General features: G+C 68.3%; 21 protein-coding genes and 1 pseudogene. 10 read left to right on the top strand and 12 right to left on the bottom strand.

Annotated elements, in window-relative coordinates; genetic code table 11:
* Positions 1–253: 253 nt before the first annotated feature.
* Genes N8I84_RS24815 through N8I84_RS24800 form a run of 4 tightly spaced genes read right to left on the bottom strand, consistent with a single transcriptional unit; the run spans position 254 to position 5413 of the window.
* Complete coding sequence (locus tag N8I84_RS24815) at positions 254–1762, bottom strand: hypothetical protein (protein WP_263231602.1); 1509 nt, start codon at positions 1760–1762, stop codon at positions 254–256.
* A 26-nt stretch (positions 1763–1788) separates the two neighbouring features.
* Positions 1789–2727 (bottom strand): N-acetylneuraminate synthase family protein, encoded by a 939-nt coding sequence (locus tag N8I84_RS24810; RefSeq protein ID WP_263231600.1) that lies wholly within the window; start codon positions 2725–2727, stop codon positions 1789–1791.
* 14 nt (positions 2728–2741) lie between these two features.
* Complete coding sequence (locus N8I84_RS24805) at positions 2742–4016, bottom strand: acylneuraminate cytidylyltransferase (RefSeq protein ID WP_263231598.1); 1275 nt, start codon at positions 4014–4016, stop codon at positions 2742–2744.
* A 23-nt stretch (positions 4017–4039) separates the two neighbouring features.
* A complete protein-coding gene (locus tag N8I84_RS24800) occupies positions 4040–5413 on the bottom strand; it encodes a DUF6716 putative glycosyltransferase (protein WP_263231597.1) in 1374 nt (457 codons plus the stop codon).
* 198 nt (positions 5414–5611) lie between these two features.
* Between N8I84_RS24800 and N8I84_RS24795 the strand changes: the two genes are divergently transcribed.
* The 3 genes from N8I84_RS24795 (at position 5612) to N8I84_RS24785 (ending at position 8990) form a co-directional block, all read left to right on the top strand.
* On the top strand, positions 5612–6589 hold the full coding sequence (locus N8I84_RS24795; protein WP_263231596.1) for a glycosyltransferase family 2 protein: 978 nt from the start codon (positions 5612–5614) through the stop codon (positions 6587–6589).
* Positions 6586–7926, top strand: coding sequence for an alpha-2,8-polysialyltransferase family protein (locus N8I84_RS24790; protein WP_263231594.1), 1341 nt, complete (start codon positions 6586–6588; stop codon positions 7924–7926). The genes N8I84_RS24795 and N8I84_RS24790 overlap by 4 nt, the downstream gene beginning before the upstream one ends.
* A 140-nt stretch (positions 7927–8066) precedes the next feature.
* Positions 8067–8990, top strand: a complete 924-nt coding sequence (locus tag N8I84_RS24785) for a class I SAM-dependent methyltransferase (protein WP_263231592.1) — start codon at positions 8067–8069, stop codon at positions 8988–8990.
* A gap of 162 nt (positions 8991–9152) precedes the next feature.
* Here N8I84_RS24785 and N8I84_RS24780 read toward each other — a convergent pair.
* Positions 9153–9386: pseudogene (locus tag N8I84_RS24780) on the bottom strand (LysE family transporter); the annotation flags it as partial.
* A gap of 33 nt (positions 9387–9419) precedes the next feature.
* On the opposite strand from N8I84_RS24780, the gene N8I84_RS24775 reads away from it, so the two are divergent.
* From N8I84_RS24775 to N8I84_RS43175, 3 genes are all read left to right on the top strand, one after another.
* Positions 9420–11000: a recombinase family protein gene (locus N8I84_RS24775; RefSeq protein WP_263231591.1), complete on the top strand. Its 1581-nt coding sequence runs from the start codon at positions 9420–9422 to the stop codon at positions 10998–11000.
* 405 nt (positions 11001–11405) lie between these two features.
* On the top strand, positions 11406–11759 hold the full coding sequence (locus N8I84_RS24770; protein WP_263231590.1) for a hypothetical protein: 354 nt from the start codon (positions 11406–11408) through the stop codon (positions 11757–11759).
* A gap of 671 nt (positions 11760–12430) precedes the next feature.
* A complete protein-coding gene (locus tag N8I84_RS43175) occupies positions 12431–12745 on the top strand; it encodes an HNH endonuclease signature motif containing protein (protein WP_390899049.1) in 315 nt (104 codons plus the stop codon).
* Here the strand turns inward: N8I84_RS43175 and N8I84_RS24765 are convergent.
* Complete coding sequence (locus N8I84_RS24765) at positions 12742–13464, bottom strand: COG1361 family protein (RefSeq protein ID WP_263231589.1); 723 nt, start codon at positions 13462–13464, stop codon at positions 12742–12744. The genes N8I84_RS43175 and N8I84_RS24765 overlap by 4 nt on opposite strands.
* Before the next feature lie 239 nt (positions 13465–13703).
* Here N8I84_RS24765 and N8I84_RS24760 point away from each other — a divergent pair, with 239 nt between their 5' ends.
* The 3 genes from N8I84_RS24760 to N8I84_RS24750 all read left to right on the top strand — a co-directional run bounded on the left by N8I84_RS24760 (position 13704) and on the right by N8I84_RS24750 (position 16739).
* Entirely contained in the window at positions 13704–14162 is a 459-nt protein-coding gene (locus N8I84_RS24760) for a phage terminase small subunit P27 family (protein WP_263231588.1), read from the top strand.
* Positions 14163–14801: 639 nt separating this feature from the next.
* Entirely contained in the window at positions 14802–16100 is a 1299-nt protein-coding gene (locus N8I84_RS24755; RefSeq protein WP_263231587.1) for a phage major capsid protein, read from the top strand.
* Positions 16101–16331: 231 nt separating this feature from the next.
* Positions 16332–16739 carry an HNH endonuclease signature motif containing protein gene (locus N8I84_RS24750; RefSeq protein ID WP_263231585.1) on the top strand — a complete coding sequence of 136 codons (408 nt, stop codon included), beginning with the start codon at positions 16332–16334 and terminating at the stop codon, positions 16737–16739.
* Between the two features lie 1411 nt (positions 16740–18150).
* On the opposite strand, the gene leuE is transcribed toward N8I84_RS24750, so the two are convergent.
* Complete coding sequence (gene leuE, locus N8I84_RS24745) at positions 18151–18804, bottom strand: leucine efflux protein LeuE (RefSeq protein WP_263231584.1); 654 nt, start codon at positions 18802–18804, stop codon at positions 18151–18153.
* 51 nt (positions 18805–18855) lie between these two features.
* Entirely contained in the window at positions 18856–20436 is a 1581-nt protein-coding gene (locus tag N8I84_RS24740; RefSeq protein WP_263231583.1) for an acyl-CoA mutase large subunit family protein, read from the bottom strand.
* Between the two features lie 240 nt (positions 20437–20676).
* Here N8I84_RS24740 and N8I84_RS24735 point away from each other — a divergent pair, with 240 nt between their 5' ends.
* The gene (locus N8I84_RS24735) at positions 20677–21525 is read left to right on the top strand and encodes a L,D-transpeptidase family protein (protein ID WP_263231582.1); all 849 of its coding nucleotides are present in this window, start codon (positions 20677–20679) and stop codon (positions 21523–21525) included.
* A 220-nt stretch (positions 21526–21745) separates the two neighbouring features.
* Here N8I84_RS24735 and N8I84_RS24730 read toward each other — a convergent pair whose 3' ends face one another.
* From N8I84_RS24730 to N8I84_RS24715, 4 genes are all read right to left on the bottom strand, one after another.
* Positions 21746–22843, bottom strand: coding sequence for a hypothetical protein (locus tag N8I84_RS24730; RefSeq protein WP_263231581.1), 1098 nt, complete (start codon positions 22841–22843; stop codon positions 21746–21748).
* Positions 22843–23517 carry an RNA polymerase sigma factor gene (locus N8I84_RS24725; RefSeq protein ID WP_263231580.1) on the bottom strand — a complete coding sequence of 225 codons (675 nt, stop codon included), beginning with the start codon at positions 23515–23517 and terminating at the stop codon, positions 22843–22845. The genes N8I84_RS24730 and N8I84_RS24725 overlap by 1 nt, the downstream gene beginning before the upstream one ends.
* Positions 23518–23932: 415 nt before the next feature.
* Complete coding sequence (locus N8I84_RS24720; RefSeq protein WP_263231579.1) at positions 23933–24697, bottom strand: hypothetical protein; 765 nt, start codon at positions 24695–24697, stop codon at positions 23933–23935.
* 59 nt (positions 24698–24756) lie between these two features.
* Positions 24757–25389 (bottom strand): RNA polymerase sigma factor, encoded by a 633-nt coding sequence (locus N8I84_RS24715; RefSeq protein ID WP_263231578.1) that lies wholly within the window; start codon positions 25387–25389, stop codon positions 24757–24759.
* Positions 25390–25574: the final 185 nt, after the last annotated feature.

The following is a 25574-nucleotide window of genomic DNA, read 5'->3' as shown; positions in this document are numbered from 1 at the left end:
CCCGTCGCGGAAGCGTCATCTCTCCTACGACTCCCCAACCTGTGCGCGGCCTCACATGGCGAAGTGGTGAACGCGTGAAAGCAGCCTTCTGCCGGTACGCCCGCACGGGTGGGTCGCCCGCGTGAAAGCCGAGGAAGGGACTTCCTAGGGACCACCCGGGTGTCGTACGACGCCATGTCGCACGACGCCATGGCCCCGGACTGCGCCGGCCGCATGCCCGACGATCTGGCGGGACTCCGGCCCGGTCGGCGGTCTATCCCGCCGCCACGTCCTGCTCGGCGGCCGCCACGTCCGGTCCCCCCGTCACCGACGACACCCGGTCCACGTCCCGCGCAGTGTCCGTCACCCCCGACAGGAAGCCCTGCGCCCGGGGCGAGGCGTGGTCCGTGAGCCAGGCGGGGTCGATGTCGCACACCGCGACGCGGACCTCCGTGCCGACGAGGGCCAGCGGCAGGGTGTGGACGACCGTGGAGGGGAAGCTGAGGATCGTACGGCCGACGGGGCCGCGGCGGGCGATCAGCTCCAGGGGCAGGTCCGGCCGGACCACCTCCAGGCCCGTCTCCACCGCCAGCTTGTGGAGTTTCACGGGGCTCTCCCGGCGGTGGGCGAAGTAGCGGGTCGCCCCGTGCGCCGTGGCGAGCGACCGCACCGCCTCCAGATAGCGCTCGCCGTCCACCACGCCCGTCTCGACGAGGGAGGTGCCGACCAGGTCCGCGCCCTTGGTCAGGCGTGGCGGGCCGAAGCGGGCCCGGGTCCAGGTGAAGTCGTTCGACGTGATCGTGACCCCGGCCGGGGCCTCCTCGATCGGCATGGAGGAGAAGATCTCCACGGTGCGCCGGGTGCCCGGGGTCAGCCTGCGGCGCGCCGAGGTCGACACCGGGGCGAACAACAGGTCCCGGGGGCTCCGGCGGCCGCCCTTGCGGTGCCAGCGCACCAGGCGTTCACCGCGGGCGAGCTGGGCGACGAACTCCATGGTCGCGGTGCCGTCGTCCACCACCACCAGCTCCCGCGCCCCGGTGATGGTCAGCAGCAGCTGGACGTAGCGGGAGAACGGGTCCCCCATCACCACCCGGCGCGCCCGGCGCAGCAGCGGGGTGAGGCCGCCGATGGTGTGGAAGGGCGCCAGGGCACCGCCCCGGGCCTCCTCCCAGCGGACCTCGTACCCCTCGTCACGGGCCAGTTCCGCCATGCGGCGCAGCTGGCCCCGGGTCATCGGGTCGGTGGGCGCCAGCACCACGAGGGTGAGCCCCTCCTGCGCCGTATCCTCCGCCGCGCCCCCGTCCCGCGGCGCCGTACCGCCCGCCGCGCCCCCGTCCCGCGGCCCCGCACCGCCCGCCGCCGCGTCCGCCGCGCCCCCGTCCCGCGGCCCCGCACCGCCCGCCGCCGCGTCCGCCGCGCCCCCGTCCCGCGGCCCCGCACCGCCCGCCGCCGCGTCCGCCGCGACCCCGTCCCGCGGCCCCGCACCGCCCGCCGCCGCGTCCGCCGCGACCCCGTCCCGCGGCCCCGTACCGCCCGCCGCCGCGTCCGCTCCGTCCCCCGCCGTACGCCCCGCTCCGGACCCCCGGTCCCCCTGCGCGGGCATCCCCCCCGGCCGCCGGCGCCCCTGCGCCGGGATCGCCGCCGCGCGCCCGGGTACGGCGCCCCCCGCGGTGCCCAGGGCGTGCGCGTGGGCCCACTCCAGCACGTTCAGGAGCTGTACCGGGCTCTCGACGAAGGCCAGCGTGGAACGGGGGTGGCCGGCGGATCCGGCGCGGGGGCTCATCGGTGTACGACCGTCCCGTAAGGCGCTCAGACCGCCACCGGCTCGCCGGCGGCCACGGCGATCTCCGCCTCGGCGACGACGCCGGTGACGCGGCGCAGCTTCTTCATCGGGCCGAGCTCGGAGTCGTAGACCTTCTTCACGCCGTCGCCCAGTGCCGCCTCGATGGTGCGGATGTCGCGCACCAGGCGCGTGAGGCCCTGCGGCTCGACGGAGGCCGCCTGGTCCGAGCCCCACATGGCGCGGTCCAGGGTGATGTGGCGCTCGACGAACACCGCGCCGAGGGCGACCGCGGCCAGCGTGGTCTGCAGGCCGGTCTCGTGGCCGGAGTAGCCGATCGGGACGTTCGGGTACTCCTTCTCCAGCGTGTTGATCACGCGGAGGTTGAGCTCCTCGGCCTTCGCCGGGTAGGTCGAGGTGGCGTGGCACATGAGGATGTTGTCGCTGCCGAGCACCTCCACCGCGTGGCGGATCTGCCGCGGGGTCGACATGCCCGTGGACAGGATGATCGTGCGGCCGGTCGCGCGCAGGGCGCGCAGCAGCTCGTCGTCGGTGAGGGACGCGGAGGCGACCTTGTGGGCGGGGAGGTCGAACTTCTCCAGGAAGGCGACCGCCTCGGTGTCCCACGGGGACGCGAACCAGTCGATGCCCTTCTGCGTGCAGTACTCGTCGATCCGGCGGTACTCGTCCTCGCCGAACTCCACGCGGTGGCGGTAGTCGATGTAGGTCATCCGGCCCCAGGGGGTGTCGCGCTCGATGTCCCACTGGTCGCGCGGGGTGCAGATCTCAGGAGTGCGCTTCTGGAACTTCACGGCGTCGCAGCCGGCCTCGGCGGCCACGTCGATCAGCTTGAAGGCGTTCTCCAGCTCACCGTTGTGGTTGATGCCGATCTCACCGCAGATGTAGACGGGCTTGCCCGGGCCGACCTCGCGGGAACCGAACGTGCGCAGACGGGAGTTGGTGCTCATGGCAGGAACTGTCCTTACGTGTGGAGGGAATCGAGAGAGGGGCCGAGGATCCAGCGGGCGATCTCTCGGATCGCGCCGTCGCCACCGGGGACGGTGGTGACCGCACGGGCGGCGCCGCGTACCACGTCGTGGGCGCTCGCGACCGCCACGGGCCAGCCGACGAGGGCGAGGCACGGGAGGTCGTTGACGTCGTTGCCGACGTAGAGCACGCGCTCGGGCGCGATGCCCTGCTCCTCGCACCACTGCTTCAGCGCGAGGTCCTTCCGGTCGATGCCGTGCAGGACCGGAACCTTGAGCTTCCGGGCCCGTGCGGCGACGACCGGGTTCACTTCCGTGGAGAGGATCAGCATCTTCAGCCCGCTCTTGCGCAGGGCCGCGATGCCGAGTCCGTCCCCGCGGTACACGGAGACGAACTCCCTTCCATCGGAGTCGATCAGCACCCGGTCGTCGGTCTGGGTGCCGTCGAAGTCCAGTACGACCGCGTCGACGTCATCAGCAGTGGGCAGTGAACCGGGGAGGTCCGCGTCGAAGAGGGGCGCCAGAGCCCGTGCCCGCGCCAGGTCGTGCGGGTCGTCGATCTCCAGGACCCGCGCCGGGTCCGTCCGTACCAGTTCCGTACGGCCGAAGAAGCGGTGCCGGTGCTCGCGGAAGCCGGCCGCGTCCATCGCGTAGGCGGCGCCGGTCTCCAGCAGGTCCTGGGGGCGGTCCTGGCGGCGCGGGCGGAAGGACTTGTCGTGGTTGACGCCGTAGCCGCCGCCGACGGCCGCGTCGGCCTCCGCGACGGTGCCGGCGGCGACCTCGTCCGCCGTGCCCTCGTGGTCTCGCCAGATGAAGCCGTGGAAGGGGGCCACGGTCACCGCGGTGTCCGCGCCGTTCTCGACGATCGCGGCCGCCACCCCGTCGATGTCCTCGCGGACGATGAACGGGCTGGTGCACTGCACGAGCAGGACGACGTCGACGGACGCGCCGTGCAGGGCCTCGTGGGCGTCCATGGCGTGCAGGACGGCGGCCTCCGAGGTCGCCGTGTCACCGGCGATGGCGGCCGGCCGCAGCACGACCTCGGCGCCGGCCTGGCGCGCGGTCGCGGCGATGGCCTGGTCGTCGGTGGACACCACGACGTCCGTCACCAGGCGGGTCGCGAGGCACTCGCGCACCGCGCGCGCCACCAGCGGCACACCGCCGACGGAGGCGAGGTTCTTCGCGGGCACGCCCTTGGAGCCGCCGCGCGCGGGGATCACTGCGAGCACCCGGCGCACCGAAGCGCCTCGGCCCGCTTCCGGGTTGGGCATGGGGTCCACTCCTTGAAGAGAGGTCACAGCTCACCCATCCGCCTGATGACGGGCGCCACCCGCTGCACCCCGTGCCGGTACGCGCCCCGCGCCGCGCGGCGGACGATCTGGCGTACGGGTCCGGGCGCCTTGTCGGAGGCGGGCGCGCCCGGCAACGGGCTGCCGTCCGGGGCGAGGTGGTGGCGGGCGAGGACGCCGGGCAGATAGCCGGGCGCGGTGACGGGGGTGTAGTAGGGCTTCAGCGGCGGGAGTTCACCGGTGGTCAGCAGCTCGGCGATGCGCCCCCGGGCCTCGTCGAAGGCGGTGGCGTACGAACCTTCCCCAAAGAGGGTGCCTCCGGCAGCGACGCCCTGCCGGGCCACCCACTCCGCATCGGGTGTCGGCTCGTGCCCGGCGTCGAGCTGGTCCCAGGAGGCGAGGCAGCCCGAACCCACGAAGTGGTGGTTGCCGAGCGCCTCCCGCACCCCGAGGTCGGTGAGGACGACGGTGGGGATACGGCGGTGCAGGGACTCCAGGGCGGCTGTCGAGCTGATCGTGACCAGCAGGTCGGTGTCGTCGAGGACCTCGCCCATGTTCCCGTAGACCAGACGGAAGTTGGCCGGCAGGTCGTGCCGCCGGGCCAGCTTCTGGTAGGGCAGTTCCTCGATGTGGGTGGTGTGCTCGCCCGGCTTGGAGCGCAGCTTGAGCAGCACCTCGCGCTCGGGGTGGCGACGCGCGTGCCGGACGAGCCGGTCCAGCAGGTACGCACGGTCCTCGCGGGTCTCCGGGACGGAGGGCTGTGCGGCGAAGACGACCGTGTAGGGGTCCTTCTTCTCGTAGGGAGCGCCGTCGAGGAAGGGCAGCGCGACCTCGGTGACCGACGAGGCGTCGGCGCCCACCCCCTCGAAGACGGCCCTGAAACGCTCGGCGTCCTGGCGGGAGTTGGCGAGGACCAGGTCCGCGCCGTGCCGCAGCAGAAGGCCGTCGGCGAGCTTCTCGTAGACGACACCGACGTAGCCGGTGACCACCACGGGCCGCTCCGGGCGTCCCCGCCAGGCGTGGGCGAGCCCGTGCAGCATCGCCTGGACGCCACCGCCGACTAGGGCGAGCACGAGGACGTCGTACGTCTCCTGCGTCATCTCGCGCAGGAATTCGACGGCGGTGACCTCGCGGAGGGAGTCCGCGCGGACGCCGACCTCCCTGAGCTGGCGGGCGGTGGGGGTGGCACGGCCCCGCAGGAGGAAACCGTCGAGCCGGATGTCCGAATCGGCTGTTTTATCGGAGGTTTCCGTCGATTCGGTGGTCTCCGCGAATTCCGTCGGTGAAATGCGGGCGGCGGTGAGCGCACCCCATTTCCACCGGGTGTCGGAATCGGCTAGGACGGCGACCCGCAGGCGCCTTGCAGTACTTGCTGGCACGACGAAGACGCTAGGAAGGAATTTCGAGGCGCGGCCGAAGCGGAATACAACAACGGGTTAACAGCGTGGCGACGAACGGCGAATCAGCCCGTGATGCCGCCGGGAAACAGCTGGGTTCACTATTCCGCCACGCGTCGTTCACTCCCCATCAAACCGCCGGTCAAGACGAATGCCGGGCCGCCGCCTACCGTCACAGGCGTGGTCAAGCTCTCCGTCATCGTGCCGTTCTACAACGTGCAGCAATACGCGCCCGACACCCTGAAGAGCCTGCGTGCGAACGCGCGCGAGGACTTCGAATTCATTCTCGTCGACGATTGCTCGCGCGACGAGACACCGGACATCCTCGCGCGTGCGGAGCGAGAGTTGCCAGGCGCGGTGTACGTCCGGCACGAGAAGAACGGGGGGCTGGCGACCGCGCGCAACACCGGGATCGACACGGCACGCGGCGAGTACCTCACGTTCCTCGACGGGGACGACTGGCTCGCCCCCGGCTACTATCCCAAACTGGTCGCCGCCATCGAGGAGTTGGGCTGCGACTTCGTGCGCACCGACCACGTCCAGTGCACCGGGCGGGCGCGTGCCGTCCACCGGGTGCCGCACGGCCGGCGCGGTGTGGTGATGAACCCGCGCGACGCGATCCTGCCCGCCGACCGCTCCACCTCCGTCGACTACGCGTACGCGTGGGCGGGTGCGTACCACCGCCGCCTCGTCGACCGCGGTCTGCTGCACTTCACCGACGGCCTGCGCACGGCCGAGGACCGGCCCTGGATCTGGAAGCTGCACCGGGAGGCGGAGTCCTTCGCCGCGGTGAGCCTCATGGGCGTCTACTACCGGCGCGGTGTCGCCTCCTCGCTCACGCAGATCGGGGATGTGCGGCAACTGGACTTCATCCGCGCGTTCGACCAGGTCGTGGCGGAGACCGCCGGGGACCGGGATGCCGACGACCTGCTCCCCAAGGCCGTGCGCACCTACTGCGCGATCATCTCCCACCATCTGGGATCCATCGAAAGGTTCGAGCCGCCGGTGGCACGGAAACTGAAGTCGATGAGTGCTGTCGCGCTGCGGCGCATGCCGCAGGACGTGCTCGACGACGCCCTGGACTCCATGGACATCGAGCGGGCATCGCGTCTGCGCCGGCTGCGCCGCCGTCCCGCACCCGCGGGGGTGGCCGCGTGACGACGCAGATCTTCCTGGCGTCGACGCTGTACGGCACCGCGACCCTGGCCGCGGCGCTGGACAGCGAGTGCTTCGCGCCCGCCGACCGGCGCATCCTGCTCGTGTCCAACAACGCGGCGACGCCCGAGACCACGCCCGGGCTGGACGAGGTACCCGGCTTCGAGCGGCTGCGCGGCCGCTTCGACGAGGTCATCTCCTGGAACGAGACCATCCACCCCTTCCACCCGGGCGGCTGGGCGCCGCGCCTTGACGACGTCCCGCTGTGGGAGCGGCACCTGCGGCTCCTGTGGAACCTCGGCGACGACGACGTCGAACTGGCCGTCGAGTCCATCCAGGTCAACCCGGCGCTCGGCGTCTGCCAGATCTTCACCGGCGCGCCCGTCACCGTCTACGCGGACGGCCTGATGAGCTACGGCCCCACCCGCAACAAGATCGACCCGCTGGTCGGCACCCGCGTGGACCGGCTACTGCACCTGGACCTGGTCCCGGGCCTGAAGCCGCTGCTGCTGACCGAGTTCGGCGTCGAGCCGGAGATCGTGCCGACGGACGCGTTCTCCAAGGTGCTCGCGGAACTCGAGGACACCGGCGACGCGCTGCCCGCCGTCCAGGCCCCCGCGCTGCTGCTCGGCCAGTACCTCTCGGCGCTCGACATACTCACCGCCGTGGAGGAGGAGAACCTCCACGTGCGGATGCTGAAGGGCGCCGTCGCGCTCGGGCACACCCGGGTGGTGTTCAAGCCGCACCCCTCGGCGCCGGCCCGCTTCTCGCGCACGCTGGAGAAGGAGGCCGAGAAGCTGGGCGCCGACCTGACGGTGCTCGACACCCCGGTCCTCGCCGAGGTGCTGTACCAGCGCATGCGTCCGGCGCTGGTCGTCGGCTGCTTCTCCACCGCGCTGCTCACCGCGTCCGAGTTCCACGGCCTCCCGGTCGCGCGTATCGGCACCGAGACCCTGCTGGAGCGTCTGACCCCGTACGAGAACAGCAACCGCGTCCCGGTCACGATCGTCGACGCGCTGCTGCCCGAGCTGACGGCCCGCAAGGCGGTCGAGGACCAGCGCCGGGGCATGGAGGTCGAGGACCTCGAAGCGCTCGTACGGACCGTGGGCTTCGCGATGCAGCCGAAGATCTACCCGGGTCTGCGGGCGCACGCCGAGCGCTATCTCACCGAGCACCTGAGCCCGCACACCTGGCGGTACTTCAAGCGCCGGCGCCTCACCTCGCTGGCGCTGCCCGGCGGGATCCCCGTCCAGCTGGCGTTCATCCCGCGCAACGCCACCGTCCGCAGGGTCGCCCGCCGGGCCCGGTCCCTCAGGCGCGGGCGCGCCGCCCGGGGCTGAGCCCACCAGCCCCGACTCTCGGTCGCCTCACAGGAATTGGCCCGCTGTTCACCTCGCCGCCCGTTCGGATGACCCCTGCCGGGCAGATGCTGGGCAGTTCTCGCACCGTTTCCGTCCGCACAAGGGAGTGCCCCGTCCTCATGGTCGCCACAGCAGAAACGGCTCCACCGCCCCGCCGGCTCGATGACGTCCCCGGCTGGTTCCCGGTACTCGACCAGACGCTCTTCAACTGGTTCCTCGACCGGCAGGAATCCGCCGGGATGCGCGGAGACCTGCTGGAGGTCGGGGTGTACATGGGCAAGAGTGCGATCTTCCTCGGCCGGCATCTGAGGGACGGCGAGGGGTTCACGGTGTGCGACCTCTTCGGGGGCGACGCACCGGACGACGCCAACCGGGCGGAGTCGACGAAGTCGTACAGCGCCCTGACCCGGCAGGCCTTCGAGGAGAACTACCTCTCCTTCCACGACGCGCTGCCCCGCGTCCTTCAGGGACCGAGCTCGATGGTGCCCGACGAGGTCCCGCCGCGCTCCTGCCGGTTCGTCCACATCGACGGCTCGCACCTGTACGAGCACGTCCACGGCGACATAGGAGCGGCCCACGACCTGCTGCTGCCCGGCGGAATCGTCGTCCTGGACGACTTCCGCTCGGAGCACACCCCCGGTGTCTCGGTCGCCGCCTGGGAAGCGGTGCTGAACAGGGGCCTGCGCCCGATCTGTCTGAGCACGCAGAAGCTCTACGGGACCTGGGGCGATCCCGAGCCCGTCCAGGAGGAACTGCTGGCGATGGCACAGGGGCGCGAGGACTGCCACCTGAGCGTCCAGCAGGCCGCCGGCCACCGCATCGTCCGCCTCAAGTCCAAGGGCATGCAGGCACCGCCGTTCCCGCCGTCGCGGCACGCGAACACCCCCGAGCCCCCTGCGGCCACGATCCCCACGCAGCCCACCCGGCGGCCCGTGGACCCGCCGAAGCGTCCCGCGGTCCCGCGCAGCCGCACCCGTAAGATCGCCGCGGACCTGCTCCCGCCGGTGGTCACCCGCGCGATCCGCAAGGCCCGCAACCGCTGAGCGGCGCGTTCACGCCCGGGGCCGTCCCGCGCTCACGCCCGGGCCCGTCCCGCGCTCACCCGGGCCGGGGCCGCCGCCCCGGCCCGGTTCAGCCGGCCTGCGCCCTGTCGTGGGGCGACCTGCCCGAGGACCGGCCGGACCGCACGAACTGACGGGGACCGGCTAGGCGCTCGCCAGCGACAGCTTCACCGCGAACCCGAGGAACAGCAGGCCCACGGCCGAGGTGGCCCCCGCCGACAGCCGCTTGCGCCGCCGGAAGGCCGCCGCGAGGCGGGTGCCGCTGAATATCAGGGCGCTGAGGTAGAGGAAGCTGGCGAGCTGGGCGAAGGCGCCGAGGACGACGAAGGACAGCGCGGGGTAGGCGTATCCCGGGTCGACGAACTGCACGAAGAACGTTCCAGAATCCAACTGCCTGTAAGCTCCGGCCTCATGGCAACCACACAGACGGCCCCCGAGTGGACCCCCGAAGAGCTGGCAGAGTTGGCCGACCTCCAGGCTGGGAACGACGCGCTACCGGAGGGGGCTCCCCGTGGGCTCCTGTCGGTGCGACTGTCGATCCTCACGGAGGACACCACAAGTCCGGCACGGCAGGAACTTGACCTACGCCGCTACGCGCTCCGGGAGGGCATCAGGGTCGTTGGAGTGGCTAGAGACCTCGGCGTGTCTGCCACCAAGAGGGCACCTTGGGAGCGGAAGGAACTCGGGGACTGGCTGAACAACCGAACCCCTGAGTTTGATCTCATCCTGTTTTGGAAGCTTGACCGCTTCATCAGGCGTATTTCTGACCTCCACGAGGTCATCAAATGGTGCGAAAAGTTCGGGAAGAACCTGGTTTCCCTTAATGACACGCTGGACCTGTCATCTCCGATGGCACAGGCAATGGTGACCTTCATTGCTGCTGTGGCAGAGATTGAAGCAGCCAACACCAAGACGCGTGTTGCGTCGCACTGGGAGTACACGAAACAACAGGACCAATGGCGTATCGGTAAGCCGTCGTACGGCTACAGAACCGCCAGGGTGGACGGGAAACTTAGGCTCGTTCAGAACCCCAGGCAGGCACAGGCAGTGCGCTACATGTACCAAGCTGCAATGCGGGGGGTTCCGGCAAACCGAATTGCCAAGGTTCTAGACAGGGCTAAGGTCCCGACTTACAGCAACAGGAAATGGAACAATCAGCAAGTTCTCAGAATTCTCAGGAACCCTGCCGTAAAGGGCATCCGCACTGAGGGCGGCACGAGGGCTACGACCTACAAGTCTAAGCCGGTGCTGGACAAGAATGGCCAGGAAATCAGGGTAACGGATGAACCGATCCTCACCAGTGAAGAATTCGAGGACGTACAAGCGGCGCTTGCTACGCGTGCCAAGAATAAGCGCCATCACGAGAAGAACCGTCGTCCTACCCGGTTCCTGGGCATCATGAAGCACCAGGGTTGCGGCAGGAACGTCAATGAAACGAATAACTACAAGACACTCTCGACTGGAGAGGTGAAGGAGTACCGATACCTGAGGTGCCCTGAGTGCAGGAAGCCCGGATTCGTGACCCCGGACCCTGAGCATGTGTACTCCGCCCTAGCGCAAGCGGTATTTGAGGCCCTGGGAGACTATGAGGTGATCCGTCGCGAGTACGCCCGTGGCGACGAGAACAGGCGTGAGCGGAAACGGTTGGAAGAGTCCATCGCCTACTACATGTCTGGACTGGAGCCGGGCGGAAGATTCGATAAAGCCGGGTTCATTCGCGAGAAAGCCGAAGCAACCCTAGACGCTCTCATGGAAGACCTGGGCAAGATCGACCCGGATTCCACAAAGGATAGGTGGATCTACGAAAGCACCGGCATGACGTACAGGCAACATTGGGAGGCTGGTGGCGTAGAGGCCATGGAAAAGGACCTGCTAAGTGCCGGAATAACTTTCGAACTCGGAAAGCAGGACGATGGGGAACTGTTGGGGCAGCTGATCATTCCGCACGATGTTAAGAAGCGACTGATCAGGATGGACAACAACTGGAGTTAGCCATACCGGCGCACTCCCCGAAACCAAGATGCCCCCTCGGGAAAGAGGGGGCATTTCTTATGTCAACTCTCGGCGGGATAGACGACATCAGCAACGACTTTCCGGTTACCGTCCTGATCCTGGATCACGGTTACAACACGCATACTCCCCCTGTCTCGGCCCCGAGGTTGTGCGCCGGGTGCTAGCGGTGAAGAAACTTTGCATCGCTCCCCCCTGGCGAAGTCAAAGGTGCACCGGTAGGGGTGACGGTTTCAAGGTTGGTCAGCGTGGTGTGTTTAAACGACCCCCTGCACGCCGCGTTTAAACGCGTGGGCGATCCCACACCCTCGCAGGCTTACTCAGCATGGATTCCGTCAGGGGTTCGGCTGTAGACATAGCCGAGCACTGCGAGAACGAGGGAGAGACATGAGCGGGCAGGAACAGAAGAGCGTCAAGGCGGAAGACTTCCCCGACTTCGAGCCGAAGACCGCCAAGCCCGGAACCTTTTACAAGTGGTCGCAGTTGAGCGACGAAAAGATCGTGATGATTCTCCGTCCGATCCATGCCAATCACCTTGGCGTTCTGGCCGAGGTTTTCGCGCTGGAAGGTGACCGACTCCGCGAAGTCAACGGACAGGAAATGTTCCTCGCCGACGACTCGGGTGAATACTTCATGGCGGAACACATCCCCATGGACTACTACACGCCCGACACTCTTCAAGTCATCGCCGACGAATACGCCCGCGCTGCGGCCTTCCTTCGCTCCGTGATGGAAGACTGACGCACCACCGCCCACCTTGAGCCCCGGCGAAAGTCGGGGCTTTCTCATGCCCACACCCACCGGACACCCGAGGAAAGAGTGACCATTGGATTCGGACCCGGCGCCCCGTGGGGTGCCATTTCTCAGCACGACTGCCGAGCGAAAGCACGTAACCCTCTAATCAAGCCGCTCGCTCTCCGGGTGTACTTCGCTGCCCTCGGATGGGGCAACCAGGTGGGTCACGCGGAGTTTGCCGAGGGCGCCCTAGCGTCCATCCTGGCCGGGGAGAGCGGCCAGGTGCTCACCAAACAGGCCGTACAGAAGGGCATTGCTGCGGCCAAAGCCATGCAACTGATAGCGCCTGAGTCGGGCGCACGCTGCCTCGTAGTGCCTCGCCACCACTTCCAGAAGAACGGTCTAGGGTCGGCTTCCTGTCGGGTGCACTCCGTTCGCACTGCTGCGTAACCCTGTGAGGGTTACCGCGTATCCCTGTCAGGGTTACCTATTTCTGTTTGACCTGCGGAAACCTTCACTGCCTCTCTATCTCTATTAGTCATCCCCTGGCCGAGGAACGTAGGCCAGGCATAGAGCACCACTACGGGCACCCTGTCGAGGGTGCCCTACCTATTTCTAGCTAAGGGCGCCCCCTCGAAGGGGCGCCCCTTCCTCTGGAGTAGCTATTGCCTTACCTGATGTGTAGCCGCTGTAAGCGGCTCTTTCCTCTCGGCTCACGGTGCGAGCCGTGCGCCTCGGCCGGAGCGAAGCGACGGGAACAGAAGAGACAGCACACGCGCGCATCGCCCTGGGCGCGCGGTTACAACACTCAATACCTGAAAGCTAGAGCCTCGATCCTCGCGGCTCAGCCTCTCTGCTCTATCTGCTATTCGAGGCCGGCAACGACGGCCGATCACATCGTTCCACTCAGCCGAGGCGGAACGAACGACATAGAGAATCTTCGCCCGGCCTGCGGGCCGTGCAACTTCAGCCGAGGCAACAGAATGACTTAGGCGGTAGCTGTCCCTTCGGAGTCCGGGGAGTCTCCGCCACCAGCCGCAGCAGCATTCCGCTCGCTTTCGCGGCGTCGCCGAAACTCACCTCGTATATCACGTCCAGTTTCCTTGAGGGTTGCCGAGATCTCCCGCAATGCCTTTGCGGCATCATGAGTGCGGTACTCGGTCATGCGCAGAAGATCGTAGCGAATTGAAAGATCAAGAATATAGGTGAGGGGCTCTTGGCGCTTACCGTGTGCGTCTTCAAACTCGATCGTCGCCGTGTACTTAGTGGGCAGCCCTGCGTCGTATCGCTCATGCGCTATATCGAAGAGTGCGGTGATGCGCTTACCTGGCGGCATTGACGGGATAGCTTGCGTGAGGAGAGGCGAAGAAGCCAAAGGGTGGCCGCTGTTATCCATCGTTGTTTGAAACGGAGGATCTATCTTGATCTTGACGTTTCTCGCCAGAGTCTGGCCCATGTTCTCGACGACAAAGTCGATTGCCTTGCCCCAGACAGGGTTGTCAGCGAAGTCAACCACGACGAATGGCTGAGCTTGATCCTCACGCAACTGTCGAGCCAAATCGACTTGCTGCTTCGCGTAGAGCGCGGCAGCGAGGGCGATGCCAACAGTGGCGATGGTGAAGATGGCCGTGGCTACTGTCGCGGCGGCCGACCAGTCCTCGGGCGTCCAAGCCTTCAGGTCGACCGCGAGTAGCTGATGTGCGGTTGTCATGCGCGCAGGCTAGTGCAGGGCCCTGGCGCCCCGCAGGGCTTCTCCTGCCCTTCCTTGGACAGCACATCGGGTCGCTAGCCGATGGTAGGCAGGTCTGAAACTTTTTTGCTCCCTTCCCCGCACCCGCCGCCTTCCCTGTTTCGGAATGCGCGTCGTGAACGCGGAAAAAGGCACACGGCTACGGATCGCGCCGCATAGGCGCGGACAGTAACGAATCACAACGGATTGGAGATCAACCCATGCCGAGGGGAAACATCCCTGCGACTCCCGCCCTGCGCGTTCTGCGCGGGCAAGCGAGCAAGCGGGAGGCCGAGGCCGTGGCCAGGCCGAGGGAGGACGCTCCTGCGCCCCCTGACGGCCTTCCGGCCGGGGCTCGGGCCGAGTGGGGCCGTGTGGTGCCTGAGCTGTACGCACGCGGCGTCTATGACCCCGCCCTAGACCGGGCCTTCATGGTCGTCTACTGCTCGGCATGGGCCGTTTACACGGCCGCCCTGGCGGAGCTTGCTACGGGCGGCCTGATGACCGAGGGATACCGGGGCCAGGTGAAGAAGTCCCCGGCTCATCAGATAGCGCGGGATGCCGCCGCGCTGATGCTCACGTTTGGTGCTCGGTTCGGTTTGAATCCGCTCGACAGGCAGCGGCTTTCTATGCCGCAGCCTGACAGCAGTGATGACACGTTCGGGGGTCTGCTCAGCTAATGGCCCAGGATATCTATTGCAGCCACTGTGAGCGGCCTACGGCCGCTTGCCCTGTGGCTCAGGCTGCCGAGGCTAAGCGACGGCTGGAGAACCGCTCTAGGGCGCGTGCGCGGCTCTTCAGCTTTGGGGAAGTGGGTAAGCCGCTCGGCGGTGGCAGAGAGACGTACCTTCCCAGGTGACCGAGGTCACATAATTTCGGGTCGAGTATTCGACCAATTAACAGGTCTACCTCTAGTGAAAGCTTCGGTTCCCTTCGGGATCGAGGGCGAGTAAGGCACTGGGCGGGTGCAGCAGCGATAGCGGTCCGGCTTCCACGTTTCCTCCAATGCGCGTGGGCCGGGCCGCTTCGCATATCCCCTGCCGATAGCTGCGCCCCGTCCTTCCTCGAAGGAGATACACAATGAGTGGCACTGTCACTTTGCGATGTTGGACATGCGAGCACGAGTTCGCCACGGCCTATGGCCCTGGTCGACCCCCTCGGCACTGTTCAGATGACTGCCGCGCCCTAGCGCGAAAGGTTCGACGCCGAGTGAGGTACGTCGAACAGGCCGAGCTTCGACGCTCGGCCTGTTATCCGCCGTTCTAGGAACGGTTACTTAGACCGCCCTGAATTCCAGGCGCCCCACCCATATCCGGGTGATGGGCGCCTTTTTCATGCCCGCTTACCTGGGCCCTACCGAAGAGGAACAGACATTGAAGCCTGAGCTTCGAAAGATTTTTGATGCTGCCGAGGCCGAGGACCGCGGGCTTACTGCGCGGGAGGTCGCGGCGGTGATTAACTCGATTCCGGCCGAAGAGCGCATGGCGCGTACTGAGATTCTGGCCGCCGTTAACAGTGAGGGCGGGGCGGACTCTCCGGAGACTCGCGACGCAATCGCCGAGACGCTGAAGTACATGGAGATGCGGGCCGTCGACGCTGCCGAGGAACGGGCTAAGGCCGAACGTGATGCTGAAGTTCGCGCCCTGGTTGCCCGAATGGGGCCTGCGGCTTCTGTGGTCACCCCTGGTAGCACCCCCGAGGGCCGCTCTGGCGAGTCTGGCGAGTGGCGCTCTCTCCTGCCGTCCGCCAGTGAATACCGCGCCCTGGTGGCCGAGGGCACCCCCGGTGCCGGTGGCTACGCGGTTCCGACCGTAGTTGCGGATAGGGCCGTTGAATTCCTTCGCGCACAGTCCGTCTTTATGCGTGTTCCGGGTATCAACATTCACCGCTTCGAGGGCGGCTCGTTTGTTCTGCCGAGCCTCAACAGCACCACGACCCCGGGTGTGGTCGCGGAAGGTGCCGCGATTACGGAGGCTACTCCCGTTTTCGGGGGCACGACCTTTACCCCTATCAAGTACGCGGATCTTTACAGGGCGTCGAATGAGATTCTGGAAGACGCCGCTTTCTCGCTGCGTGACCTGATCGCTGGTGTGATGCTTCGGAACATCGCTACGCAGGTTGATAAGGACGCCTTCCAAGGAACTGGAACGGCTTCCCTTTCCGGCCTGACGAAGGCCGGCATGGGCACTGCCGTAAACCTGACTACGGGCAACACCGTGATTAAGTGGGACCACATCATCGACGCCTTCTCGGACATTGAGGCGGCTGGTGCGACCCCGGCTGTCATCTGGGCTTCGCCTGACATGGGTAAGGCTCTCCGTAAGGAACGCGAGAACGGCACGAATGGCGGATACCTGGCTGGCCAGGTTACCGATCCGGTGATTCAGAAGGGCCTCGGCCTTCCGATCTACGTTTCGGCGAACCTTCCCGCTAAGACGGTGATTGTCGCTGACCCAACGCGCATTCACCTTGGCCTGCGCTCGGATGTCCGGTTTGCCATGTCCGAGGACTACGCGTTTAACCAGGACGTTACGGGTTTCCGTACGACTTACCGAATCGCTGGTCTTGCGGTTGACGCTTCTGCGGCCGTGCAGGTTATCAAGGCTTCCGCTAACTAGTAGCTGAGCGCCGGGCTTCTTTCTTGTCTGGCGTCTTTCACTTCCTCCGGCCTGAGCCACCGAGGGTTGGCAGTCTCTACGGAGGCTGTGTCGAACAGGTTCGGGGACAGGGTTTTGACGGGCCCTGTCCCCGGCCCTTTTTCGCCTTCTTCAATGTCGCGGAAAGTGACCAAAACTCTTCCGCGTTACCGCCTTAAGCCTCAAGCCCTGCACTTAACCGAAGGAAAGCCGATGAAACCCATTCTCGATATGGTCGACAAGGCCGCCGTTCTCGCGTATCTCCGTTCCCGTTCCCTGATCTGGCCCGATTCTGAAGGTGGTTGCTGGACCTGGGAACAGTACCGAACCCCGGACGGTTACGGCCGTTTCACTGCCCAAGGGAAGCAGTATTACGCTCACCGTGAAGGCTTCATCGCTTCCGGTGGCTATATACCGTTCGGTTGGACAGTTGATCACGTAGTCTGCGGCAATCGGGCGTGCTGGAATCCCGACCACCTGGAAGCAGTCTCCAATGAGGAGAACGTTCGAAGGGCGCGAAACAAACGTTGGGCTCGCTTCCTGAAAGAGCACCGCGCTGCTTTGAACGTTTCCAAGAAGTTGAACGGTTCCGTTATCGAGCCTGCCGGGGCGAACCAGTGAAGGTGAACGCGCCTGTTTCCTGGTTCGCCAGGAAACGTTTCGAAACGGAACGGAAGAACGCCGAAAGGGCCTGGCTTAAGGCCGAGGGCTTGAAGGCGCGGGCCGAACGTCTAGCGGCCGAGAAGAGCGATGCTCCGATAGTGGTGAAGCTGTGACCGACGAAGAATTTCGACGTTTCCTGATCGAGGACATGTGCCGTCTTGACGAGGGAACGGGCTGTTGGGTTTGGGACGGAAGCTTGGGACGCAGCGGCTATCCGACATGGATCGCGCGCGGCCGGGGGGCGCTCAACGTACGACAGTGTCTTTGGGCACCGTTCGAAACCGATCGGCCTGAGCCGATACCTGCGGCCGAGGGCGGAACACTGGAGCCGTACCCGGTCTACTTCAATACCCGCGATTGCGGGGATTGGAAGCGTTGCGTGAACCGTGATCACTTGCGTGTTCACCGCTGGGGCCGAAAGCACGTCGCGCAGTAGCCAGAAGAAAGGGGGCCCCGGTTCGGGGCCCTCGGGGCTTACTCGTCTTGCTCGGCCTCTTTCCGCCAGGGCGCGCACTCTCCGGTGCGTTGCTCCCAACGGCAATCCTGACAGTTCCCTGCGTGTCCGCCTTTGCGGCGCGGGTCTTTCCGGAACATCGATACGGGCAATGTCCGCTTGCAGCGCGGGCATACGCGCGTCTCGACTTCCTCGGGCACTGTCTGTCTCTCCAAAAGCGAAAGGGGCCGACCGGAGTACCCGACCGACCCCCGCGCCCCCGCAGGGGGCGTCTGGGAACGCTCTTTCGCCTACTCCTCCGGGTAGGGCCAGAGAAGGCACAGAACGTCACACAGGGTGAAAGCGTTCAGGACGTGTAGTTCCGTCCATCCCGCATCATCGGCGGCTTTCCTGAGCGTTCCAGGGGCGTAGCCCAATCCTTCTTCCGCCTCGGCGAAAGTCAGGGTCGGGCCGGTGTTCTGTTCGGGGGCATCCGCCGGTACTCGCGCAGTCATGCCACCCTCCCTTCGCATCGGTCGGGTACTACGGGCCAGGGTAGCGAGCGGGGCGGGGCCCCGGCAGGCCGTCAGGACAGCTCAGGGGGAGCGCAACGCCCCCGCCAACCGAGGGGCCGACGGGGGCGCGAGAGCGGCAGGGGCAAGCGGTCAGGCCAGGCCGGGGCCTAGGGGGTTGGCAAAGTCCCTGAGGACCTCAGGACGTCTCAGGGCTACTCACAGCCTTCACAGTGAGTGGCTGCCGCTTCCGCCTGCTGGGTGTGCTGACAAGGGCAGAGAACGGGGTGACCTTGGAGGGCTCCTGGGACTCTTTCGGGAGCCTCTTGGGCAAGCCGAGGGCTCCTAGTGCCACCTGCTGCTCCTGGAGGCTCATGCGGGCGAACAGGGCCGCAGCATCGTCAAGGTGAGACATGCCAGCCCCCTACACGCTTGCCAGAGACAGCTTGACGGCGAACCCCAGGAAGAGCACCCCGGCGGCCGAGGTGGCCCCTGCGCTGAGCGTCCTCCGACGACGGAACGCAGCAGCTAGACGAGCCCCGCCGAAGATGAGCGCAGACAGGTACAACACGCTTGCCAACTGGGCGAGTACGCCTAGGGTCACGAACCCCATGACCGGGTTGGACTCTGACACGAACTGCACGAAGAAGGCGACGAAGAACAGGATCGCCTTCGGGTTGAACAGGCTGATGACGAGGGCGCGGCGGTAGGGCCGCTCCTCGGCGGGGGCGGCGGGGACGGCGGCCGGCGTGGCCTCGACGGCCTTCTCCCGCCGCGCACGCCACATCCCGACGGCGGCGCGCAGCATGCCGACCGCCAGCCAGCTGAGATATCCGGCGCCGGCGTACTTCACGATTCCGAACAGCACGGCGTTCGCCTGGAGCAGCGAGGCGACCCCCGCGGCCGACAGCGTCATCAGCACGGTGTCCCCGCACCACACGCCCGCCGCGGCGGTGTACCCGGCGCGCACCCCGCGCCGGGCGGCGACGGACAGCACGTACAGGGAGTTGGGCCCGGGCAGCAGGACGATGAGGACGAGCCCTGCCAGGTAGGTGGGGAGATCGATGACGCCGAACATGGCAAGGAGTGTCGCACGGGGGTACGACACTCCACCCTGCCGGTACGACGCTCAGAAGACGTCCGACGGCACGTACGTCCCCCACACCTCCCGCAGCGCGTTGCACACCTCGCCCACCGTCGCTCGGGCCTTCAGGGCGTCCTTCATCGGGTACAGGACGTTGTCCGTGCCCTCGGCCGCCTTCTTCAGCTCCTTCAGGGCCGCGTCCACCGCCGGCTGGTCGCGTTCCGCGCGGAGCTTGGCGAGGCGTTCGGCCTGCTGGGCCTCGATCGCGGGGTCGACGCGCAGCGGCTCGTACGGCTCCTCCTCGTCGAGCTGGAAGCGGTTGACGCCGACCACGACCCGCTCGGCGGAGTCGGTCTCCTGGGCGATGCGGTAGGCGTTGCGCTCGATCTCGTTCTTCTGGAAGCCCCGTTCGATCGCCGCGACGGCGCCGCCGAGGTCCTCGACCTTCTCCATCAGCTCCAGTGCCGCCGTCTCGACCTCGTCGGTCATCTTCTCGATGACGTACGAGCCCGCGAAGGGGTCGACCGTCGCCGTCACGTCCGTCTCGTAGGCCAGCACCTGCTGGGTGCGCAGTGCCAGACGCGCGCTCTTGTCCGTCGGCAGGGCGATCGCCTCGTCGAAGGAGTTGGTGTGCAGCGACTGGGTGCCGCCGAGCACGGCCGCGAGGCCCTGGACGGCGACCCGGACGAGGTTCACCTCGGGCTGCTGGGCCGTCAGCTGCACGCCCGCCGTCTGGGTGTGGAAGCGCAGCATCATCGACTTCGGGTTCTTCGCGCCGAACTCGTCCTTCATCACCCGCGCCCAGATCCGGCGGGCCGCGCGGAACTTGGCTACCTCCTCCAGGATCGTCGTCCGCGCCACGAAGAAGAACGACAGGCGCGGCGCGAAGTCGTCCACGTCCATCCCGGCCGCGACGGCCGTGCGCACGTACTCGATGCCGTCGGCGAGCGTGAACGCGATCTCCTGGGCGGGAGACGCGCCCGCCTCCGCCATGTGGTAGCCGGAGATCGAGATCGTGTTCCACTTGGGGATCTCGGCCTTGCAGTACTTGAAGATGTCCGCGATCAGCCGCAGGGACGGCTTCGGCGGGAAGATGTACGTCCCGCGGGCGATGTACTCCTTCAGGACGTCGTTCTGGATCGTGCCCGTCAGCTGGTCGGCGGACACGCCCTGCTCCTCCGCCACCAGCTGGTACAGGAGCAGCAGCAGCGCGGCCGGGGCGTTGATCGTCATCGACGTGGACACCTTGTCCAGCGGGATCCCGCCGAACAGCACCCGCATGTCGTCGACCGAGTCGATCGCCACGCCCACCTTGCCGACCTCGCCGTGCGCGATCGGGGCGTCGGAGTCGTGGCCCATCTGGGTGGGCAGGTCGAACGCGACCGACAGGCCCATGGTGCCGTTCGCGATCAGCTGCTTGTACCGGGCGTTCGACTCGGTCGCCGTGCCGAAGCCCGCGTACTGGCGCATCGTCCACGGACGGCCGGTGTACATCGTCGGGTACACGCCGCGCGTGAAGGGGTACGCCCCCGGCTCGCCCAGCTTCTCCGCCGGATCCCAGCCCTCGAGGGCGCCCGGCCCGTACACCGGCTCGATGGGCAGTCCGGACTCCGACTCGCGCGCCATGGTGTGTGCCTCCGCGTTGCTTCGTTGCTTCGTACTCGGCTTGGTGGCCTGGCTTCGTTACTCGCCAGTACAGACGACCCTCGCGACGGACTGTAGCGGCGGCCCTGCGCGCGGTGGAATCGCCGCACGCTGGGACCTTGCTCACAACCATGCCCCCTGGTTCGCCGTCGGTCACGCGCGGGGAACATCTGAGGAGATGCGATCGGACAGAGGCGTCCGGTGAGACGGCGGGGGGTCGGTATGCGTACCAGGGGCATGGGGAAGTCGCTCGTCGCCGGGGCCGCCGTGCTCCTCGCGGCCGCCGGCTGCACGGCGCAGCCGAGGGACGCGGGCGGCGGGGACGGCGGGAACCGCCCACCGGTGCACATCGAGGTCCCGCGCACCCCGTCCGGCGCCGGGGGCACAGCGTCCGGGGACGGCGCGCCGAGCACCGCCGCCCCCGCCCCGAAGCCCTCGCCCGCCGCCCTGTGGCGGCGCGGCGACTCGGGTCGAGGGGTGCGCGAGCTCCAGGCCCGGCTGCGCCAGGTCGACTGGCTGTTCGACGGCCCGACGGGGACGTACGACGACCTGACCGAGAACGCCGTCAGGGGTTTTCAGGGCAAGCGCGGTTTGCCCCGAACGGGTGAGGTCGACTCGGCCACCTGGCAGCGGTTGCTGGCCATGACGCACGAGCCCGGCACATGGGAGCTGTACCTGATGGGCGGGCAGCCGGCCGGGGCCCCGGACCGGCGCTGTATGACGGGCCGGGTGCTGTGCGTCGACAAGACGAGCCGCACGTTGCGCTGGATGGTGGACGGACGGACGCTCTCGACGATGGCGGTGCGCTTCGGCACGGAGTACACCCCCACCCGCGAGGGTGTGTTCCGCGTCTACTGGAAGTCACGCGACCACGTGTCCACGCTGTACCACTCGCCGATGCCGTACGCGATGTTCTTCAGCGGCGGTCAGGCGGTGCACTACTCGTACGACTTCGCGGCGCGCGGCTATGCCGGGGGCTCGCACGGATGCGTGAACGTACGGGACGAGTCGGCGATCGCGGCGCTGTTCGCCCAGGTGCGGGTCGGCGACAAGCTCGTCGTCCACTGGTAGGCGCCGGAAGGAGGATGTGGGGCGCGGGCGGGACCGGGGAACGTGTCCCGCCCGCGCCGGTGCACGAGCCGTGGGTACGGGGGGAACCCCGGCTCCGTGCGACGGCCGATGACCAGTCGGCTCACTCAGTACTGCGCCACGGCGGCCGAAAGTGTCACACCTCCGGCGAAGAATTTTTCAGGAGAAGCGAAAGCGCAGGTCGGCGCGGCACGGCGACGGCTCAGTAGTTCTCGGCGGAGCCCAGCGCGCTGTACGTCGGGCTCGGGGCCGCCGTGTGCGTCGGGACGGGCCCGACCAGGCCGCGGGGTGCGGTCGGCGCAGGGGCGACCGGCGCTATGTGGCCTTCGCCGTCACCGCTGTTGCCGCCCTGGTCGCCGTCGCCGCCGGTGTTCCCGTTCCCTTTCCCGTCACCGCTGCCGTTCCCGCCGCCGCTGCCGTTTCCGTCGCGGCCCTTGCCGCTCCCGTCGCGGCCGGAACCCTCGTCGCCGCCGCCGAGGACGCCCTTGCAGTACGCCTTCACCCGGCCGCTGCCGCCCGCCGCGTCCGCCAGGTCGCGCAGCCGCTCGGGGCCGAGGAGCTTGCCGCCGGCCATGTCACGGCAGGACGAGCGCACCTCGGTCCACCGGTCACCGGTCCGGCCCGCGGCGCGGTTGCCGGCGTCGCCGAGCCGCCCGGTAGCGGTGGAGCCGTCGAGTGCCTCGTCGCTCGGGGAGCCGTCCCGTCCGGGCGCACCGGTCGTGCCGCCCGGCGTCGCGGACGAGAGGCCTCCGGTTCCTGTCGCGCCAGGCGTCCCAGTCGCCGAGGGATGAGGGGACGTCAGGGCGGGCGACACGGACGCGGCGGGTCCCGGATCGTCGCGGAACGGTGTCGGCAGCACTCCCGTTCCCGCCGCCACCGCGACCCCGCCGATCATCCCGGCGGCCACCGTGGCGGCAAGTCCGAAGCGGACCGTGCGCCACCGGCGGGCCCGCCGCCCGCCCGCCTCGGGACGGCCGAGACGGACGAGTCCGGCGTCGGCGGTGGGGGTCCCCCCGACCCGAGCGAAGTCGAGAGCCTGGGGCAGGGCCGCCGGCTGCGGCTGGAGCACCGTCCCGTTGTCGTTCCGGGCCGCGCGGACGGCCCGGAACGCGGCCACCGCGGCCTCCTCGCCCGGCAGTTCCTCGCTGGTCGAAGAGGGTGTGGCGGTCAGAGCGGCGAGTGCTTCGGCGAGCCGTTCGGCGCGGGCACGCGCATCGGCGTCGACGGGGGCCGGGGGCTCTCCGCGCAGCAGACGCTCCGCCGCGTCCCTGTCCAGCCACCTGTCCTGCTCGTCGGCCATCACATGTCCTTCTGCGTCCGCGAACGCGTATGCGTCACACCGGCGGACGACACCGCACGTCTGTGCGCGTCTCGCTGGGGAGGCATGGCGCCGAGCGCGCCAGCCGATTCCGGATCCGTGTCAGGGTTCACATCGAGCAGCTCCGCGAGCCGCTTCAGACCGCGGTGTGCCGCCGTGCGGACGGCTCCCGGGCGCTTGCCGAGGGTCTCGGCGGCGGTCTTGGCGTCGAGACCCACGACCACCCGCAGCACCACGGCCTCCGCCTGGTCCTGCGGAAGCTGGGCGATGAGGGACAGTGTGCGGTCGGTCGCCAGGGCCTCGATGGCCTCCCCGGCCGTGTCCGACTCGGCGGGCTTGCCGGTCAGTTCCGTCTCGTCGCCGCCGATCGCGGGGCGGCGGCCGCGCATCCGTATGTGGTCGAGGGCGCGGTTGCGGGCGATACGGGCCGCCCAGCCGCGGAACCGGTCGGCGTCGCCGCTGAACCGGTCCAGGTCACGGGCGATCTGCAGCCACGCCTCGGACGTGACGTCCTCCGCGTCCGGGTCTCCGACCAGCGTGCGCACATAGCCGAGCAGCCGCGGATGCACCGCGCGGTACACGGTACGGAAAGCGGTCTCGTCCCCCTCCTGTGCCGCAAGTACCGCGGCCGTCAGCTCCGCGTCGTCCCCCAGCACCCGAACTGCCCCTCTGTGCGCCTGATCCGGCACCGCTCGCGCGCGCCGGGCTCTCGCCGTCGTGATTCCTCGTCCTGCCTGTGGTCTTCAGGCCGCTCGTGGTCTGCGGCGGTTGCATCACCCGTTATTGCTGATCGTCGCGGTCGGCGCGAAAGGCACGTTACGGCGTGAAACCGCTCTTCGTCCACGTCCGCACAACGCGCAACCAACCCGTGACGCGGTGAGGTGTGACAGAAAACGCATCCACGGCGCTGTAGAGAGTGACGGGCCGCCGCGCGGCCCGTACCGCGCGACGGCCGGGGCCTCTCCTGTGGGGGGTGGCGGCCCCGGCCGTTGCTTCGCGGCTCCGCCCGCCGCCCGGGCAACGCGCGCAGGGGCCACCGGAGCGCCGGGGAGCCGAGGTGGGGACGCCTGACTACTTGGTCTTCCCGCGGCCCTTGTCGGCCTTTTCGGTCTGTTCCCCAGGCTCGGGAGTGCGGGAAGCCGCAGGAGCCCTGCCCGCCTTCTCCGCCTTGCCGGATTGATCTGACTTGCCCGAATTTCCGTCGTCCTGTGCCAACTGCTCGGCGCAGTAGACGGCGACGTTCTGCTCACCGCCGGCGGCCTCGACGAGCCGCTGCCATGCCGTCGAGCCGATGGCGTTGCCACGGTTCTTCACCTGCTCGTAGGCGCGGCAATGGGCCTCGGTGTCCTGGGCGGTGTCCGGGCGGTCCGGGGAGACGGAGGCGTTCGGCACATGGGACGTCGCCGAATCCGGCGCCCCGCTCCACCGGTCCGAAGCGCCCGGCGACGGCTGTCGCCGCCCGTGACCGCCACTGTCCCCGCCGCCGAAGGAGCCGCCCGGGCCGATCGCCGCGAACGCGACTCCGCTCAGGGTCAGTCCGGCGAGAAACAGGCAGACCGTGGCCTTCACCGACGACCGCACACGCCGGTGCCCGAGCGGCCGCCAGTCGTCACGGCGCCGGGTCCGCGCCTGGGGCGCGCCGGCGTCCCGGACGGCTCGGAACGCGGCCACCGCCCGTTGTTCGGCCTCGGCGTCAAGGGCGCCCTCGCGCAGCGCGGCGGCGAGCAGAGCCTCCAGCGCTGCGCTCCCGGCGGCGTCCGCGGGGACGGACGCGGTACCGCGGGGGTGCACGCGCCGACGGCCGAAGACCTGGCCGTCGTTGTGCCGTTCACCCATGTCCGCACCCATCTCTGCCCGGCGGCCGGCCCGGTCGTCGTGTCCGCCGCCGCTACCGCTCACTTCGACTCACCCAGCGTCCCGGGGCCGTCATCCGTCACACCCCGGTCTCCCGCGCCTTCGACGCGAAGCCTGCGGGCCAGACGCTTCAACCCCCGATGGGCCGCGGTACGCACCGCACCGGGCCGCTTGCCGAGGACGCGGGCGGCGGCGGGGCCGTCCAGGCCGACGACCACACGCAACAGCACGGCCTCGGCCTGGTCGCGCGGCAGCCCGCGGACGAGTTCCAGGGCGTGCTCGGTGGAGATGGACTCCAACGCCTGGTCATGGGTGCTGTGGGCGCCCGGCAGTTCGAGTGCCTCCTCTTCCAGCCCCGACGATCGGGGCCGTACCCGCCGGCGGCGCAGGTGGTCGAGCGCGCGGTGCCGGGCGATGGTCGCCGTCCAGCCGCGGAAGCCCGCCCCGTCGCCCTTGAACCGGCCCAGGTCCCGGGCGATCTCCAGCCAGGCGTCGGACGCCACGTCCTCCGCCTCGTCCGCGACGAGACCACGCAGATACCCGACCAGCCCCGGCTGCACGATCCGGTACGCCACCGCGAAGGCGGCTTCGTCCCCCTGCTGAGCCCGCACGACCGCAGCGCCCAGCTCCGCGTCGTACGGGTGTACGCGGCGCGGTTCCCCTCCCTGACCCAAGACTGTCCTCGCCCCATGCCGAGTTCGCGGCGGGTTTGTGTGTAACACCCACGATCATCAGCGTCAGGGCTCACAGAAGTGTCACAGCCCGTCAGACGGCAGCCGACCGCCGGATCCGCCCGTGCGGCGTCAGCCGGCGCGTACAACATCTTCCCGTTCCACGCAGCCATGCCGTGCCGAACGCC

The sequence above is a fragment of the Streptomyces cynarae genome (assembly GCF_025642135.1).
GTDB lineage: Bacteria > Actinomycetota > Actinomycetes > Streptomycetales > Streptomycetaceae > Streptomyces > Streptomyces cynarae.
This window is presented reverse-complemented; position numbering and strand designations above follow the sequence as displayed.

Excerpts from the sequence above, each read along its gene's own strand:
- N8I84_RS24815 (WP_263231602.1), bottom strand. The coding sequence starts at position 1,762 with ATGAGCCCCCGCGCCGGATCCGCCGGCCACCCCCGTTCCACGCTGGCC.
- N8I84_RS24810 (WP_263231600.1), bottom strand. The coding sequence starts at position 2,727 with ATGAGCACCAACTCCCGTCTGCGCACGTTCGGTTCCCGCGAGGTCGGC.
- N8I84_RS24805 (WP_263231598.1), bottom strand. The coding sequence starts at position 4,016 with ATGCCCAACCCGGAAGCGGGCCGAGGCGCTTCGGTGCGCCGGGTGCTC.
- N8I84_RS24785 (WP_263231592.1), top strand. The coding sequence starts at position 8,067 with ATGGTCGCCACAGCAGAAACGGCTCCACCGCCCCGCCGGCTCGATGAC.
- N8I84_RS24775 (WP_263231591.1), top strand. The coding sequence starts at position 9,420 with ATGGCAACCACACAGACGGCCCCCGAGTGGACCCCCGAAGAGCTGGCA.
- N8I84_RS24770 (WP_263231590.1), top strand. The coding sequence starts at position 11,406 with ATGAGCGGGCAGGAACAGAAGAGCGTCAAGGCGGAAGACTTCCCCGAC.
- N8I84_RS43175 (WP_390899049.1), top strand. The coding sequence starts at position 12,431 with ATGTGTAGCCGCTGTAAGCGGCTCTTTCCTCTCGGCTCACGGTGCGAG.
- N8I84_RS24765 (WP_263231589.1), bottom strand. The coding sequence starts at position 13,464 with ATGACAACCGCACATCAGCTACTCGCGGTCGACCTGAAGGCTTGGACG.
- N8I84_RS24760 (WP_263231588.1), top strand. The coding sequence starts at position 13,704 with ATGCCGAGGGGAAACATCCCTGCGACTCCCGCCCTGCGCGTTCTGCGC.
- N8I84_RS24755 (WP_263231587.1), top strand. The coding sequence starts at position 14,802 with ATGGGCGCCTTTTTCATGCCCGCTTACCTGGGCCCTACCGAAGAGGAA.
- N8I84_RS24750 (WP_263231585.1), top strand. The coding sequence starts at position 16,332 with ATGAAACCCATTCTCGATATGGTCGACAAGGCCGCCGTTCTCGCGTAT.
- leuE (WP_263231584.1), bottom strand. The coding sequence starts at position 18,804 with ATGTTCGGCGTCATCGATCTCCCCACCTACCTGGCAGGGCTCGTCCTC.
- N8I84_RS24740 (WP_263231583.1), bottom strand. The coding sequence starts at position 20,436 with ATGGCGCGCGAGTCGGAGTCCGGACTGCCCATCGAGCCGGTGTACGGG.
- N8I84_RS24735 (WP_263231582.1), top strand. The coding sequence starts at position 20,677 with ATGCGTACCAGGGGCATGGGGAAGTCGCTCGTCGCCGGGGCCGCCGTG.
- N8I84_RS24730 (WP_263231581.1), bottom strand. The coding sequence starts at position 22,843 with ATGGCCGACGAGCAGGACAGGTGGCTGGACAGGGACGCGGCGGAGCGT.
- N8I84_RS24720 (WP_263231579.1), bottom strand. The coding sequence starts at position 24,697 with ATGGGTGAACGGCACAACGACGGCCAGGTCTTCGGCCGTCGGCGCGTG.